At 71.7% G+C, this 14,583-nt stretch carries 12 protein-coding genes and 1 rRNA gene; 11 read left to right on the forward strand and 2 right to left on the reverse strand.

The annotated features are described in order from the left end of the window. The first annotated feature begins 2 nt into the window (after window positions 1-2). Window positions 3-119, forward strand: a 5S ribosomal RNA gene (gene rrf, locus QWJ90_RS14000). A 234-nt stretch (window positions 120-353) separates the two neighbouring features. Here the strand turns inward: rrf and QWJ90_RS14005 are convergent. Further along, a complete protein-coding gene (locus QWJ90_RS14005; RefSeq protein WP_290108482.1) occupies window positions 354-1,334 on the reverse strand; it encodes a hypothetical protein in 981 nt (326 codons plus the stop codon). Between the two features lie 165 nt (window positions 1,335-1,499). Here QWJ90_RS14005 and QWJ90_RS14010 point away from each other — a divergent pair, with 165 nt between their 5' ends. Genes QWJ90_RS14010 through QWJ90_RS14040 form a run of 7 tightly spaced genes read left to right on the forward strand, consistent with a single transcriptional unit; the run spans window position 1,500 to window position 9,866 of the window. Continuing rightward, the gene (locus QWJ90_RS14010) at window positions 1,500-2,483 is read left to right on the forward strand and encodes a hypothetical protein (RefSeq protein ID WP_290108483.1); all 984 of its coding nucleotides are present in this window, start codon (window positions 1,500-1,502) and stop codon (window positions 2,481-2,483) included. Continuing rightward, window positions 2,467-3,507 carry an HAD-IIA family hydrolase gene (locus QWJ90_RS14015; RefSeq protein WP_290108484.1) on the forward strand — a complete coding sequence of 347 codons (1,041 nt, stop codon included), beginning with the start codon at window positions 2,467-2,469 and terminating at the stop codon, window positions 3,505-3,507. Before QWJ90_RS14010 ends, QWJ90_RS14015 begins: the two co-directional genes overlap by 17 nt. A 9-nt stretch (window positions 3,508-3,516) precedes the next feature. Beyond that, a complete protein-coding gene (locus QWJ90_RS14020) occupies window positions 3,517-3,660 on the forward strand; it encodes a hypothetical protein (protein ID WP_290108485.1) in 144 nt (47 codons plus the stop codon). Continuing rightward, the gene (locus QWJ90_RS14025; protein ID WP_290108486.1) at window positions 3,657-4,457 is read left to right on the forward strand and encodes a TlyA family RNA methyltransferase; all 801 of its coding nucleotides are present in this window, start codon (window positions 3,657-3,659) and stop codon (window positions 4,455-4,457) included. The genes QWJ90_RS14020 and QWJ90_RS14025 overlap by 4 nt, the downstream gene beginning before the upstream one ends. After that, window positions 4,454-5,410, forward strand: a complete 957-nt coding sequence (locus tag QWJ90_RS14030) for an NAD kinase (protein WP_290108487.1) — start codon at window positions 4,454-4,456, stop codon at window positions 5,408-5,410. The genes QWJ90_RS14025 and QWJ90_RS14030 overlap by 4 nt, the downstream gene beginning before the upstream one ends. Next, on the forward strand, window positions 5,407-7,098 hold the full coding sequence (recN, locus tag QWJ90_RS14035) for a DNA repair protein RecN (protein ID WP_290108488.1): 1,692 nt from the start codon (window positions 5,407-5,409) through the stop codon (window positions 7,096-7,098). Before QWJ90_RS14030 ends, recN begins: the two co-directional genes overlap by 4 nt. Further along, on the forward strand, window positions 7,095-9,866 hold the full coding sequence (locus QWJ90_RS14040; RefSeq protein ID WP_290108489.1) for a DUF2207 domain-containing protein: 2,772 nt from the start codon (window positions 7,095-7,097) through the stop codon (window positions 9,864-9,866). The genes recN and QWJ90_RS14040 overlap by 4 nt, the downstream gene beginning before the upstream one ends. 2 nt (window positions 9,867-9,868) lie before the next feature. Here the strand turns inward: QWJ90_RS14040 and QWJ90_RS14045 are convergent, their stop codons facing one another. Then, a complete protein-coding gene (locus QWJ90_RS14045) occupies window positions 9,869-11,149 on the reverse strand; it encodes a glycoside hydrolase family 26 protein (protein WP_290108490.1) in 1,281 nt (426 codons plus the stop codon). A gap of 266 nt (window positions 11,150-11,415) precedes the next feature. Between QWJ90_RS14045 and QWJ90_RS14050 the strand changes: the two genes are divergently transcribed. The 3 genes from QWJ90_RS14050 to xerD are packed head-to-tail and all read left to right on the forward strand — an operon-like array spanning window position 11,416 to window position 14,583. Further along, on the forward strand, window positions 11,416-13,104 hold the full coding sequence (locus QWJ90_RS14050) for a CTP synthase (protein ID WP_290108533.1): 1,689 nt from the start codon (window positions 11,416-11,418) through the stop codon (window positions 13,102-13,104). Continuing rightward, window positions 13,104-13,673: an NUDIX domain-containing protein gene (locus tag QWJ90_RS14055; protein ID WP_290108491.1), complete on the forward strand. Its 570-nt coding sequence runs from the start codon at window positions 13,104-13,106 to the stop codon at window positions 13,671-13,673. Before QWJ90_RS14050 ends, QWJ90_RS14055 begins: the two co-directional genes overlap by 1 nt. Window positions 13,674-13,680: 7 nt before the next feature. Then, on the forward strand, window positions 13,681-14,583 hold the full coding sequence (gene xerD, locus QWJ90_RS14060; protein ID WP_290108492.1) for a site-specific tyrosine recombinase XerD: 903 nt from the start codon (window positions 13,681-13,683) through the stop codon (window positions 14,581-14,583).

Genomic DNA, 14,583 nt, shown 5'->3' on the forward strand with positions numbered 1-14,583 from the left:
GTTTCGGCGGTCATAGCGAGAGGGAAACGCCCGGTCACATTCCGAACCCGGAAGCTAAGCCTCTCAGCGCCGATGGTACTGCAAGGGGGACCTTGTGGGAGAGTAGGACACCGCCGGACTTCACGTAGACGAAAGGGTCATCCGACGACGGATGACCCTTTCGTGCGTTCGCAGGGCATCATCGAGGAGTGGACATGCCGATTAACGGAGACAACGACCGCCGCGATGGCGGATCTCGACCGAACGGCGATCGTCAGCAGCGCGATGGTGGCACCAGCCGACCGCGTTACAGCGAGAGCAACGGCCGGCCGAGTCAGCGCGATGATCGGAACTCGGGGGCGCGTCGCTCCTACTCAAGCGACGGCCAGTCGGGTGAGCGTCGTCCGTATCAGCGTGATGACCGCAATTCCGGTGAGCGTCGTCCGTATCAGCGGGATGACCGCAATTCGGGTGAGCGTCGTCCGTATCAGCGGGATGACCGCAATTCGGGTGAGCGTCGTCCCTACCAGCGTGACGACCGCGACGCAGGTCAGTCCGGTGGGCGTCCGTATCAGCGGGATGACCGCAATTCGGGTGAGCGTCGTCCGTATCAGCGTGACGACCGCAACGCAGGTCAGTCCGGTGGGCGTCCGTATCAGCGTGATGACCGGAACTCGGGTGAGCGGCGTCCGTATCAGCGTGATGACCGCAATTCGGGTGAGCGTCGTCCGTATCAGCGGGATGACCGCAATTCGGGTGAGCGTCGTCCGTATCAGCGGGATGACCGCAATTCGGGTGAGCGGCGTCCGTATCAGCGTGATGACCGGAACTCGGGTGAGCGTCGCCCGTATCAGCGGGATGACCGGAACTCGGGTGAGCGTCGCCCGTATCAGCGCGACGACCGCAACGCAGGTCAGTCCGGTGGGCGTCCATACCAGCGGGATGACCGGAACTCGGGTGAGCGGCGTCCGTATCAGCGTGATGACCGGAACTCGGGTGAGCGGCGTCCGTACCAGCGGGATGACCGGAACTCGGGTGAGCGGCGTCCGTACCAGCGGGATGACCGGAACTCGGGTGAGCGTCGCCCGTACCAGCGGGATGACCGGAACTCGGGTGAGCGTCGCCCGTACCAGCGGGATGACCGGAACTCGGGTGAGCGTCGCCCGTACCAGCGGGATGACCGCAATTCCGGTGAGCGTCGTCCGTATCAGCGGGATGACCGCAATTCGGGTGAGCGTCGTCCGTATCAGCGGGATGACCGCAATTCGGGTGAGCGTCGTCCCTACCAGCGGGATGACCGCAATTCGGGTGAGCGCCGTCCCTACCAGCGGGATGACCGGAACTCCGGCGACCATCGTCCCTACGATCGCGACGGTGGCTCGCGCCCGCCGGAGCACGCGCGCATCCCGGACCCGTTCCTTCCCGACGAGGTCACCGCGCGCGATCTCGCGCCGGCAGCGCGCAATGAGCTGAAGACCCTCAGCAAGGAGAACGCCGACCGCGTCGCGCGTCACCTCGCGATGGCCTCGAACCTCATCGACGAAGATCCCGAGCTCGCACACGAGCATGCTCTCGCTGCCGTGCGTCACGCCGGCCGCATCGGCGTGGCTCGCGAGACCCTCGCGATCACGGCGTACGCGAACGGCGACTTCTCGCTCGCGCTGCGCGAGCTGCGTACGCAGCGCCGCATCACCGGCCGCAACGACAACGTGGCGCTCATCGTCGACAGCGAGCGCGGTGTCGGCCGTCCTGAGAAGGCTCTCGAGGAGGGCCGCGCCGCAGATCGCGACGCCCTCGATGTCGCCGCGCGAGTGGAGCTCGCCATCGCGATGTCCGGCGCGCGTCTGGACCTCGGGCAGACCGAACTCGCGCTGCACGAGCTGGACATCCCCGAACTCGACCCCGATCGGGCGTTCGAGTGGAGCCCCGGCCTCTTCGCCGCACGCGCGAACGTGCTGGAGGACCTCGGGCGCACGGAGGAGGCTGCGTCGTGGCGTCGCCGCGCGGAGGTCGCGGAGCGCGCGCTGAGCGAGCATCGCGGCGCCGACGAGGACGACTTCATGTTCGTGGACGACACCGACACAGAAGAGCTGCCGTTCGACGAGGCCGAGCAGGACGCTCAGAACGAGTCGGACGCCGAGCCGCAGCCGGACGACGAGGCCGCGGACGCCGACTCCGAGTCGCGTGACGAGGCAGAGCAGGACGTCGCGGACATCGAGCCTGAGTCGGACGACGACTCCGCCGACCACGAGACCCCGGACGACCCCGCCGCGGAGACCCCCGCTGAGCCCGAGGTGCAGCCCGCTTCCGAGCCGCAGCGCTCCTCCAAGGCCGAGTCCGCGCCATCCGATGAGGAGATGTCGATCGAGGACGAGGTCTCCGAGCTCCTCATCGCCGCCGGTATCGACAGCGCCGACGAGGACGAAGACGAGGACGACGCCTCGAGCGAGAAGGCAGACGGATCGAAGAGGGAGGGCGACCGCCCCGATGGCGCTCTTTTCTAAGAAGACGGATGGCCCGGCTCCCCTTGAGGGGGTGGACGTCGTCCTCGCGGACCTCGACGGCGTCGTCTACGCGGGGCCCGGCCCGATCCCGCACGCGGTCGAGAGCCTGAACCGCGCCGCGAGCGAGGGTCGGCGCCTCGGGTTCATCACGAACAACGCCGCCCGCACCGACGCGTCGGTCGCCGCGCACCTGAGCGAGCTCGGCATCCCGACAGCCGCCGAGGACGTCGTCACGAGCCCGCAGGCCGCCATGCGCCTGCTGGCCGAGCGCGTTCCTGCCGGATCGACCATCCTCATCGTGGGCGGGGAGGGGCTCGTGGTCGAGGCCGAGAAAGCCGGCTACGTCGTGACCCGCAGCGCGGAGGACGCCCCGGCGGCCGTCGTGCAGGGCTTCGCGCCCGAGGTCGGATGGTCGCAGCTCGCGGAGGCTGCGTTCGCGCTGGCCGTTCCGGAGGAGGAGGGCGGCATCCCCTGGATCGCCACCAACACCGACTGGACGATCCCGCAGGCCCGCGGCATCGCGCCGGGAAACGGCACGCTGGTCTCGGCCGTGCACACCGCCGTCGGGCGTCTGGCGACGGTGGCAGGAAAGCCCGAGGCGCCGATCTTCCACGCCGCCGTGGCGCGATTCGAGGCGCAGCGTCCGCTCTTCATCGGCGACCGCCTCGACACCGACATCATGGGGGCGCAGGCGGCCGGCATGGACTCCGCGCTCGTGCTCACCGGCATCGACCGTCCCAAGCATGTGCTCGCAGCGCCGTCCCATTCTCGGCCGACGTACATCGTCAGCGACCTGCGCGAGCTCTTCGAGCCGTACCCGGTCGCTCGCGTGAAGGGCGACACGGTGTGGGTGCGCGACGCCGCGGTGCGGATCGACGGACCCGACGTGCACATCGTCAGCGAGGGAACGCGCGACATCGACCTCGTCCGTGCGGCGGCGAAGGCGATCTGGGACACCGGACGCCAGATCTTTGGCTTCCGCGTTCCCGAGCGTCTCTACGAGGACCGGTTCCACCGCCGTTAGTCTGAACGGGTGACGGATGGCCACACCGAGCTCGCCGATCGGCTGACGGAGATCGAGGGGAAGCCGCTCGCCGACCGGGCGACGGCGTACGCCGCGCTGCACGACGAGCTGGCGGCGCGTCTGGAATCCGCCCCCGTCGACGGACGGCGATGACCCGGCGCCTCGACGCCGCGCTCGCGGCCCGTGGCCTCGCGCGCTCGCGCACGCACGCCGCGACCCTCATCGCGGATGGCGCGGTGCAGGTGGATGGCCGCACCGTCACGAAGGCGTCCAGTCCGGTATCGGACGAGACGCCGCTGACGGTCGCGGCCTCCGACGCGTACGTCAGCCGTGGCGCGCACAAGCTCGTGCACGCGCTCGACGCGTTCGACGTCGACGTCGCCGGTCGTGTCGCTCTCGACATGGGGGCATCGACGGGCGGCTTCACGCAGGTGCTGCGCGAGCGCGGCGCGAAGCCCGTCATGGCCGTCGACGTCGGTCACGGCCAGCTCGCGCCCGCCGTGGCGGCCGACGCGCACGTCCACCCAGTCGAGGGTTTCAACGTGCGCTTCATGACCCGGGAGAACCTCGCAGCGGCGAGCGGCGTCGATGCGCCGCCGTCGGTGATCACGGGCGACCTGTCGTTCATCTCGCTCGCCCACGTGCTCCCGGCGGTGGCCGCGGTCGCTGCGGCGGATGCCGACATCGTCCTCCTCGTCAAGCCGCAGTTCGAGGTCGGCCGCGCGGCCATCCGCAACGGGGTCGTCCTCGATCCCGCACTGCGCGCCGCGGCCGTGCGCGACGTTCTCCGATCGGCATGGGAGCTCGGGCTCGGCACGCGGGGCGTGCGCCGCTCGCCGATCGAGGGCGGTCATGGCAATGTCGAGTTGCTTGTGCACATCGGGCCGGAGGGCGGAGGGGATCCGACACAATGGGAGGACACGATCGTGAACGAGGCGGGGAGACGATGAGCGAGCGCAGGATCCTGATCGTCGCTCACGCCTTCCGCGAGGAGACCGTCGCCGCGGCCGTCCGCGTGGTCAACGCCGTGCGCACCGAGGGCGCGGTCGCGGTGCTCGCGCCCGCCGACCGCGCGGAGCTCTCCGCGCTCGCGCCCGTCCTCGGCGATGTGCCGGCCCTGGGCGAGGACGTTCCCCTGGCCGACATCGACATCGCGATCGTGCTCGGTGGCGACGGCACGATCCTCCGCGCCGCGGAGCTCGTCCGCGGCGGCAGCGCGCCGGTCCTCGGCGTCAACATGGGCCACGTCGGCTTCCTCGCGGAGATCGAGCGCGACGACATGGACGAGGCCGTGCACCGCGCGATCATCGGCGACTACGCCGTCGAGGAGCGCCTCGCACTGTCGGTGATCGTGAAGGACGACGACGACCGCGTCGTCTACGAGACGTGGGCCCTCAATGAGGCGGCGATCGAGAAGGACCAGCGCGAGCGGATGATCGAGGTCATCATCGAGGTGGACCGGCGGCCGCTCACGGCGTATGGCGCGGACGGTGTCGTCGTCGCGACCCCCACCGGGTCGACCGCCTACAACTTCTCCGCGGGCGGCCCGGTCATCTGGCCGACCGTGCAGGCCATCGCGGTCGTGCCGCTGTCCGCGCACACCCTGTTCTCCAAGCCGCTCGTGGTCGGGCCCGACCACGCCGTGGCGGTCGAGCTGAAGGCCGACTCGGCCGGCAACGGCGTGCTCTGGTGCGACGGGCGGCGCTCCCACCCGCTGCCGCCCGGCGCGCGCGTGGTCGTGCGCCGCTCGCCGAAGCCCGTCCGCCTCGCCCGGCTGCACCCGGCCGCGTTCACCGACCGCCTCGTGCGCAAGTTCAAGCTGCCCACCGAGGGATGGCGCGGGCCGAGCGAGCACACCCCGACCGAGTCGATCACCCTGCCGATGCTGGGGGAGCGCGAGTGATCGAGGAGATGCGGCTGCGCGATCTCGGCGTCATCGCGGAGGCCACGCTGCCCATGGGGGCGGGGTTCACCGCGATCACGGGCGAGACGGGCGCCGGCAAGACGATGGTCGTCACCGGTCTCGGCCTGCTGCTCGGCCAGCGCGCCGACTCCGGCGCGGTGCGTGCGGGTGCGTCGCAGGCGATCGTGGAGGGCGTCTGGGTGGTGCCGGAGGAGGGCCCCGTCGCCGAGCGCGTGCGCGAAGCCGGCGGCGACCTCGAGCCGATCGGCGAGGGCAGGGCCGAGCTCTACCTCTCCCGCACGCTCGCGGCGGAGGGGCGCAGCCGCGCGAGCGTCGGCGGTCGCGCGGCGCCCGCGGGCGTGCTGGCGGACCTCGCTGACGCGCTCGTCGTCGTGCACGGGCAGACCGACCAGCTGCGGCTGCGATCGGCAGCCGCGCAGCGCGACGCCCTCGACCGCTTCGCGGGCGGGCCCGTGCGCGAGGCCCTCGAGCGCTATCGCGCTGCCTGGCACGCGCATCGTGAGCTGGAGCAGGAGCTGCACACGCTCACGGTCGAGCGCACCGCGCGCCAGACCGAGGCGGAGACGCTGCGCGCGACCCTCGCCGAGATCGAGGAGGCCGCTCCAGAGCCCGGCGAGGACGTGCAGCTCTCCGAGCGCGCGGAGCGCCTCGCGAACGCCGAGGAGCTGCGCACGGCGGCCGCCCTCGCCCGGGAGTCGCTGTCGAGCGAGGAGGGCGCGGCCGACGTGTCGGGCCTCCTCGGCGAGGCGCGCCGTGCTCTCGAGCGGGCGGGCGATCCCGCGCTCGAGGGCATCGCCGAGCAGCTCGCCGATCTCGGCTACCGGGCAGCGGACCTCGCCGTCGAGCTGTCGGGCTTCCTCGCCGACCTCGACGAGACGGGCCCGCAGGAGCTCGCGGCCGTGGAGGAGCGCCGCGCGGTGCTCGGCGGCCTCGTCCGCGCGCACGGCACGCTGGATGCCGCGATCGCCCTCCTCGAGACGGGCTCGGCGCGCCTCGCGGAGCTCGATGACGACGGCGACCGCATCGAGCGGCTCTCGGCGCAGCGCGAGGAGTCGCGGGCGGAGCTCGATGCCGCCGCTGACGAGCTCACAGCGGCGCGCGCGGAGGCGGCGACCCGCCTGGGTGCCGCGGTCACGGCCGAGCTGCACGCCCTGGCGATGCCCGATGCGCGCCTGGTCGTCGAGGCGAGCGCAGGCCAGGAGAGCGCAGCGGGGCGCGATGACGTGGCCTTCCTGCTCGCCCCGCACCCGGGAGCCGAGCCGCGGTCGGTCGCGCGCGGGGCGTCCGGCGGCGAGCTCAGTCGCGTGATGCTGGCGATCGAGGTCGTCATCGCGGAGACCGACCCCGTGCCCACCTTCGTGTTCGACGAGGTCGACGCGGGCATCGGCGGCGCGGCGGCGATCGAGGTCGGCAAGCGCCTCGCGCGCCTTGCGCAGTCGTCGCAGGTGATCGCGGTCACGCACCTCGCGCAGGTCGCGGCCTTCGCGGGCAACCACCTCAGCGTGGTCAAGGCGAACGACGGCTCGGTGACGCGCTCGAGCGTGCAGCGGCTGGATGGCGCCGCCCGCGAGGCTGAGATGGCGCGGCTGCTCTCGGGGCTGGCCGACTCCGACGCTGCGCTCACGCACGCCAGGGAGCTGCTGGACCTCGCGCACGCGGCTGCATGAGCGACCAAGGGGCGGTTCCCGACGACGCCGTGCGTCTGGACCCGCGTCGGCAGACGCCGCTCTACCGCTGGCTGTCCGCGCGGATGCTGCGCTTCGAAGCGCGCTCGCGCGCACGGGGCAGTCGCGGCGCCCGCTGGGGCATGCGCGCGATCTGGACGACGGTGGCTCTGGTCGGGCTGCTGCTGCTCATCGGTCCTGTGGTCAACGCGCCGCTCGAGCTCGACGACTACTACTCGAGCGCCGAGGACGCGGACGAGTCGTGGATCGCGCGCTCTTTCGAAGCCGACTACGAGGTGCAGCGGACGGGCGACGGACGCCTGGAGCTCGAGGTCGAGGAGCGCGTGCAGGCGTTCTTCCCCGATGACGTCGACCTCCACGGCATCGAGCGCACGCTCGTCACCGAGCTGCACGGCCATGACCTGCGGCCCGAACTGATCGAGGCGACCCTCGACGGCTCGCCCGCGGAGGCCACGGTGGCGGACGCCGCCACCCGCACGACCTTCGCCATCGCCGCGGACGAGCGCCTCCGCGGCGACCACGAGGTCCTCCTCCGCTACACCCTGCACGACGTGGCGGCCGACGTCTACGACGAGTCGACCGGACGCTGGCAGCAGACGCTCGAGTGGGACGCACTGGGGGTCGACTGGGCGCAGGGCACCCTCGACAAGCGGATCAGCGTCACGCTGCCCCGCGATCTGGACGAGGCGCAGCAGCGTCAGCCGCGCGCATCGCTCGCCTGGCTGCTGCTGAGTGCCGACATCGCACTCGAGCCCGACGCGGAGACCGCCGACACCGTCACCTACGTCGCCACGAACGATCAGACGACACCGCCCTACGCGGAGTTCCGTCTCACCCTGAACTTCGTGCCCGGCACCTTCGCGATGCCCCCGCACACGCCGCTGTACTGGGTGATGGTGGTGGGGCCCTTCCTGCCCCTGCTGGTGTCGGCGGCGGTCCTCCTCCTCGCCCTCGCCGCGCGCGCGGTCGCCTGGGCGGATGCGCGCGGCCGCCTCTGGTACGTGGCGCAGTACGAGCCGCAGGCCGGCGTGTCGCCCGCACTGGCGAGCCACATCTGGGGCGGGTGGCGCGGCGCGGCTCTCGTGCGAGCGGTCGCGGCGTACCAGCGCGACCGGAGCGCCCGGCCCAAGCTCCTCCGCGAACTGCACCGCGCGGGCCGAGTGGGAGACGTCGTCGGCGCGCGGCTGCGCTTCCGTGCAGCTCCCGAGCGGCGCGAGCAACGGCAGCGCGGCCTCCGCAGGTCGACCGGCGGCGTCGTCCGCGACGGCTTCCTCGGCGCGGCCGTCGCCCTGCCGCTCGTGCAGGTCGGCCTCGCGCGGCAGCTCTCGCACCAGATGCCGCTGTCGGTCTACTGGTGGCCGCTCGCGATCGTCGCGGCCACCGCCATCCTCTCGGTCGTCGTCATCGTCATCGCGACGTCGGCCTTCCCGCTCACCCGCCGCGGCGCCTTCGCCCGCGAGCACCTGCTGGGGTTGCGGCAGTACATCGAGCAGACGCGCACGGCAGAGCAGACGACGCTGCGCGATCCGCTGCTGCCCTACGTCGTCCTGTTCGCCGGGGCGCGGGATGGCCGCCGCATCGTCGAGCGCGCTCTCGACGACGCCGGCGTCCCGCGCACCGCGGCGAGCGACCCGACGCTGCTCACGGGCGGTCGGCTCGCGATCCGCGCCGCCGCGATCCTCGCGCCGCTGGCGGCCATCCTGCTCGCCAACACCGTGCCGTCGCCCACGGTCGAGACCGCCGACGACTCGATCTTCGACGCCGACCTCGCCGGCGACTACGGCGCGTTCGTGCGCGCCTTCGACGCGACCGGCGAGCTGATTCCGACGGCGGACGGCGGGCTCTCGATGGAGGTCGAGGAGCGGTTGGAGATGGTGGTCGAGGATCGCCACGAGGTGCCGCAGCTGCTGCGCGAATGGCGTGATCGCCCCGACGGGTCCCGCCAGGAGCTCGAGGTCGCATCCGTCGAGGTCGACGGAGCGGAGGTGCCCTTCGACACCGGCCGCCGGCACGGCAAGGCGTACCTGCGGACGGAGATCGCAGACGACTGGCCGGGGGAGCACGACGTCGTGGTGCGATACCGCCTCGCCGACGCAGCTGCGGCCATCCGCACCGCCGACGGATGGCGCGACGCGGTCACCTGGACCGCCCTCACGCCCGACTGGGACTGGGACTGGTCCGGCGTCGATGTGGACGTCGAGCGCGTGTCGTTCGAGCTGCGGGTGCCGCAGGGCATCGCCGCCGACGCCGAGGCAGTCGAGCCCCTCGACACGCCGTCGTGGACGTCAGAGGATGATCCGCCGCTGCTCGAGGCGACCGAGGACGGCGACGCTGTCGTCTACCGCACGGCGCTCGCCGCCGACGACGACCAGTGGTTCTGGCTCTCGCAGGGGATGGCCGGGGTGCAGCTGCGGTTCGCCGAGGGCGCCTTCTCATCGGATGGGCGCGGACCGTGGATCCGCCACGCCGCGTGGCAGGCGACCCCGCCGATCCTGACGGTGGGGACGGGCCTCGTCGCACTCGCCGCTGCGCTTTTCGGCGTCCTGGGCGGCCGCCGTCTGCGCCCGGGTCTCGCTCGGGACGCCGCGCGCTGGCTCGCGCCGGGACTGGCGGTCACGCAGCTGGTGCTGTTCGTCTGGATGACGGCCGACGCCTCGGGGGAGGAGTGGTTCTTCATCTGGCCCGGCCTGCTGCTGCTCGCGAACCTCGCGGCCGCGGTCTGGTCGCTCATCGCCTCCCGGAAGCGGTGACGTCAGCCCCGTCGCTGCGCGAGCGCGTCCGCGAGGGCGGCGGCGGAGGCGGCGGTGCTGTCGATGCGCCAGTCGACCTCCTTGTCCTGGTGGAACCAGACGAAGCCGACGACGTCGGTCTGGGCGCCGAGGTAGGAGACGAGGGCCCTGTTCCAGTCGGCCTTCGAGCCGCCGGCTTCGGCGGAGCCGGTCTCGGCGATCAGGACGGGCTTGCCGGGAGCGAGGGCGCGCACCTGGGCGAGACCGTCGCCGAACAGGGCGGCGGGCGCGGTCCAGGTGCTCCACGCCACGGCGGTTCCCCAGTTGTAGGCGTCGAGCGCGACGACGTCCACGTATGGCGCTCCCGGGTACAGGCTCGGGAGCGCGGTGGAACCGGCATAGGGGATGTTCGGGCTCCACACCCACTGCACGTTCGACGCTCCCTGGCTCTCGAGGACGTCGTGCACGTGCTGCCAGGCGGCGACGTACGAGCCGGCAGCGTTGCCGTTCGCCCCGTCGGACCAGGGGTACCAGTCGCCGTTCATCTCGTGCGCGTAGCGCAGGTAGACGGGCTTGCGCCAGCCAGCGAGGGCAGCACCCCACTGGCGCAGGTACGCGTCATACTCGCCTGCCGCGATCCGCGCGTTGGAGTAGGCGGGCTGGGAGACGCCGTCGCCCCATCGCCACGGCTCCCACGTGATCAGGCTGGTCGCTCCTCGGGCCGCGACGCTGTCGAGGTCGGCGAGCGGTGCGGGCTGCCCGAAGTCGTAGTACGACAGAACGATCGAGGGGCTCTCGCCCACCAGCGACGCGACGGTGTCGAGCTCGGCGTTCGCCTGGGCGCCGCCCGGAGTCGCGACGCCGAGCCGAAGCCGTGCGGAGCTGACCGCCGGAGTCGTCGGCGTCGGGCTCGAGGCCGATGTGTCGGGCGTCGATATCGAGGCGGGGCTGTACGTCACCGTGAAAGCGGCCGCGGCCCGGCTGGCTCCCGCCGTCGCGACGATGTCGACGGTGGCGCCGCTGGTCGAGGGGATCACGATGCTCGACGTGAAGTAGCCGGAGGCACTGGTGACGAATGCGACGCGCTCGCTCCCGGCGGTGAGGGTTCCCGCGGTCTTCTTGGCCATCCCCGTGCCGGTCACGGTCACGGCCGAACCGACCGGGCCGGAAGCGGGTGAGAGGGTCAGAGATGCTCCGCCCGGGCCCGCCATCGCGGGCGAGCCGCCGACGAGCGTCCCGGTCAAGAGCGCGAGACCGGTGACGAGCATCATCAGGGTCCGCAGGGCACGCTGCATGGAGCGCATGTTCGTCCTTCTTCCGGACTCGGAAGGAGCATGTCCTCGCGAGATCCTCGCCGCATCGCCCACCCCCCGTGAGCAGGACCGAGGAAAGAATGCCATACGCGCGCGACCGCGGGGCGGTGAGCAGGTCACGACCTGCTGAGAAGTCGCCCCAGACACGCTGCGACGTGACACGATGGCCCCGGAGCCGCGCAGGCATCCGCCGCTGTGAGCAGTCTGCGAGCAGCACAGCCCCTCCCGACCTCGCACTGTTAGGATCGAAGCCCGTGATGCAGACTTCTGAGGCACGGCGCGACGACACCACCAAGCAGATCTTCGTGACGGGCGGTGTCGTCTCCTCGCTCGGCAAGGGGCTCACCGCCGCGAGTCTCGGAAACCTCCTGACGGCGCGGGGCCTGCACGTCGTGATGCAGAAGCTCGACCCCTACCTCAACGTGGACCCGGGGACGATGAACCCCTTCCAGCACGGCGAGGTCTTCGTCACCGACGACGGCGCGGAGACCGACCTCGACATCGGGCACTACGAGCGCTTCCTCGACATCAACCTGTCCGAGGCGGCGAACGTCACCACCGGCCAGATCTACTCGCAGGTCATCGCGCGTGAGCGTCGCGGCGAGTACCTCGGCGACACCGTGCAGGTCATCCCGCACATCACCGATGAGATCAAGCGCCGCATGCGCCTGCAGGCCGAGGACGAGCCCCGCCCCGACGTCATCATCACCGAGGTCGGCGGCACGGTCGGCGACATCGAGTCGCAGCCGTTCCTCGAGGCCGCCCGCCAGCTGCGCCACGAGCTCGGCCGCGACAACGTCTTCTTCGTGCACGTGTCGCTCGTGCCGTTCATGGGCGCCTCCGGCGAGCAGAAGACGAAGCCGACGCAGCACTCCGTCGCTGCGCTCCGTCAGGTCGGCATCCAGCCTGACGCGCTCGTCCTCCGCAGCGACCGCCCCGTGAGCGAGGGCAACCGCAACAAGATCGCCCTCATGTGCGACGTGGACATCGAGGGGGTCGTCAACACCGTAGACCTGCCGAGCATCTACGACATCCCCTCCACGCTCAACGAGCAGGGGCTCGACGCGTACATTGCGCGCCGCCTGGGCCTCGCGGAGAAGGCCGGCGACGTCGACTGGACTCGCTGGGGCAAGGTGCTCCACGCGGTCCACAACCCCAAGCACGAGGTGACCATCGGCCTCGTCGGCAAGTACATCGACCTCCCCGACGCGTATCTCTCCGTCACCGAGGCGATCAAGGCCGGTGGCTTCGCGCAGGAGACCAAGGTCAACATCCGCTGGATCCCCTCCGACACCTGCCAGACGCCCGAGGGCGCGCGAGAGCAGCTCTCCTCGCTGGACGGCATCTGCGTGCCCGGCGGCTTCGGCATCCGCGGCATCGAGGGCAAGCTCGGCGCGCTGAAGTTCGCCCGCGAGCAGGGCATCCCGACCCTGGGTCTCTGCCTCGGTCTGCAGTGCATGGTCATCGAGTACGCCCGCGACATGGCCGGCATCGCCGAGGCCTCGTCGACGGAGTTCGACCCCGAGTCCACCGCCCCCGTCATCGCGACGATGGCGGAGCAGGTCGACATCATCGACCGCGGCGACCTCGGCGGCACCATGCGCCTGGGGCTGTACCCCGCCCGCCTCGCGGAGGGGTCGCTCGCCGCGGACCTCTACGGCGCGGCGGAGGTGCAGGAGCGCCACCGTCACCGCTACGAGGTGAACAACGCCTACCGCGCTCAGATCGCCGAGGCGGGTCTGGTCTTCTCGGGCGTGAACCCCGATCTCGACCTCGTCGAGTTCGTCGAGCTGCCGCGCGACGTGCACCCGTACTACATCGCGACGCAGGCTCACCCCGAGCTGCGCTCGCGCCCGACCGACCCGCACCCGCTCTTCCGGGGGCTCATCGCCGCGGCCGTCGAGCGCAGCCACGCGAGCGAGCTGTTCGAGGTCGAGAACGCCTGATGGCGGAGGAGCTCCGCGACGAGCCGCATGAGGTCGACATCCTCTCGAGCGAGGTGGCGTTCCACGGCATCGTCTGGAACATCGTCGCGGACCGCTTCGCCTACGGCGACGGCGAGCTGACTCGGCAGTACCTCGACCACCCCGGGGCGGCGGCGATCGTCGCCCTCGACGCCGACGAGCGCGTCCTGCTCATCCAGCAGTACCGCCATCCGATCGGCGAGCGCGACTGGGAGCTGCCCGCCGGGCTGCTCGACGTCGAGGGGGAGAGCCCGCTGGCGGCCGCGCAGCGAGAGCTGGCGGAGGAAGCCGACCTCGAGGCGGGGGACTGGCAGGAGCTGACCGCCGTGCACCTGTCGCCCGGCGGCACGTCGGAGCTCATCCACCTCTTCCTCGCCCGCGACCTCCGCGCCACCGGCGCCGCCTTCGATCGCGAGGGCGAGGAGGCCGACATGCGCGTGGAGTGGGTGCCGCTGGACGAGGCCATCCGCGCCGTCGTGGAGGGCCGGTTCCGCAACGCGACGACGGCCATCGGCGTTCTCCTCACGGCCGCTCGACTCCGCGGCGCGTAGGGCGCACGTGCGTCTCGACCGCGCGATCGACGCGTACCTGCGCCATCTCACCATCGAACGCGGGCTGTCCGATCACACGATCGACGCGTACCGGCGCGATCTCGCCGGCTATGCGGGATGGCTCCAGGACGCCGGCGTGGCTGACCTCGACGCCGTCACCCCGGCGGTGGTGACCGAGTTCGCCGCCGCGCGCGCGTCGGAGGAGCCGCCGCCGGCGGCGTCGTCGCTGGCGCGGCTGCAGTCGTCGATCCGCGGTCTCCACCGCTTCCTCGTGCGCGAGGGGCTGGCACAGGACGACCCCGCGCAGCGGCTGCGCCCCCCTCGTCAGCCGCAGCGGCTGCCGAAGGCCCTCTCGATCGACGAGGTCGAGCGTCTGCTCGCCGCTCCGTCGCCAGATGAGCCGCTGGGTCTCCGCGACCGCGCGCTCCTGGAGCTGCTGTACGCGACAGGCGCCCGCGTGTCGGAGGCGATATCCCTCGACCTCGACGACCTCGCAACGGGCGACGTGCTGCGCCTGCGCGGCAAGGGCGACAAAGAGCGCATCGTGCCGGTCGGATCGTTCGCGCAGGAGGCAGTGGCGGCGTATGTCACGCGCGTGCGCCCCGAGCTCGCCGCGAAGGGCCGGGCGACCGCGAAGCTGTTCCTCGGAGCGCGTGGCGCCCCGCTCTCGCGTCAGAGCGCGTGGCTCGTCATCCAGGCGGCGGCGGAGCGCGCGCAGCTGTCGGCTCATGTCTCGCCGCACACACTGCGGCACTCGTTCGCGACGCATCTGCTTCAGGGCGGCGCCGACGTGCGCGTGGTGCAGGAGCTGCTGGGCCACTCCTCGGTCGCCACGACGCAGATCTACACCCACGTCACCGTGGACACCCTGCGCGACGTCTACGCGACGAGCCATCCCCGCGCTCGCTGA

The sequence above is a fragment of the Microbacterium oryzae genome, from assembly GCF_030406385.1.
In the GTDB taxonomy this organism is placed as follows: domain Bacteria; phylum Actinomycetota; class Actinomycetes; order Actinomycetales; family Microbacteriaceae; genus Microbacterium; species Microbacterium oryzae_A.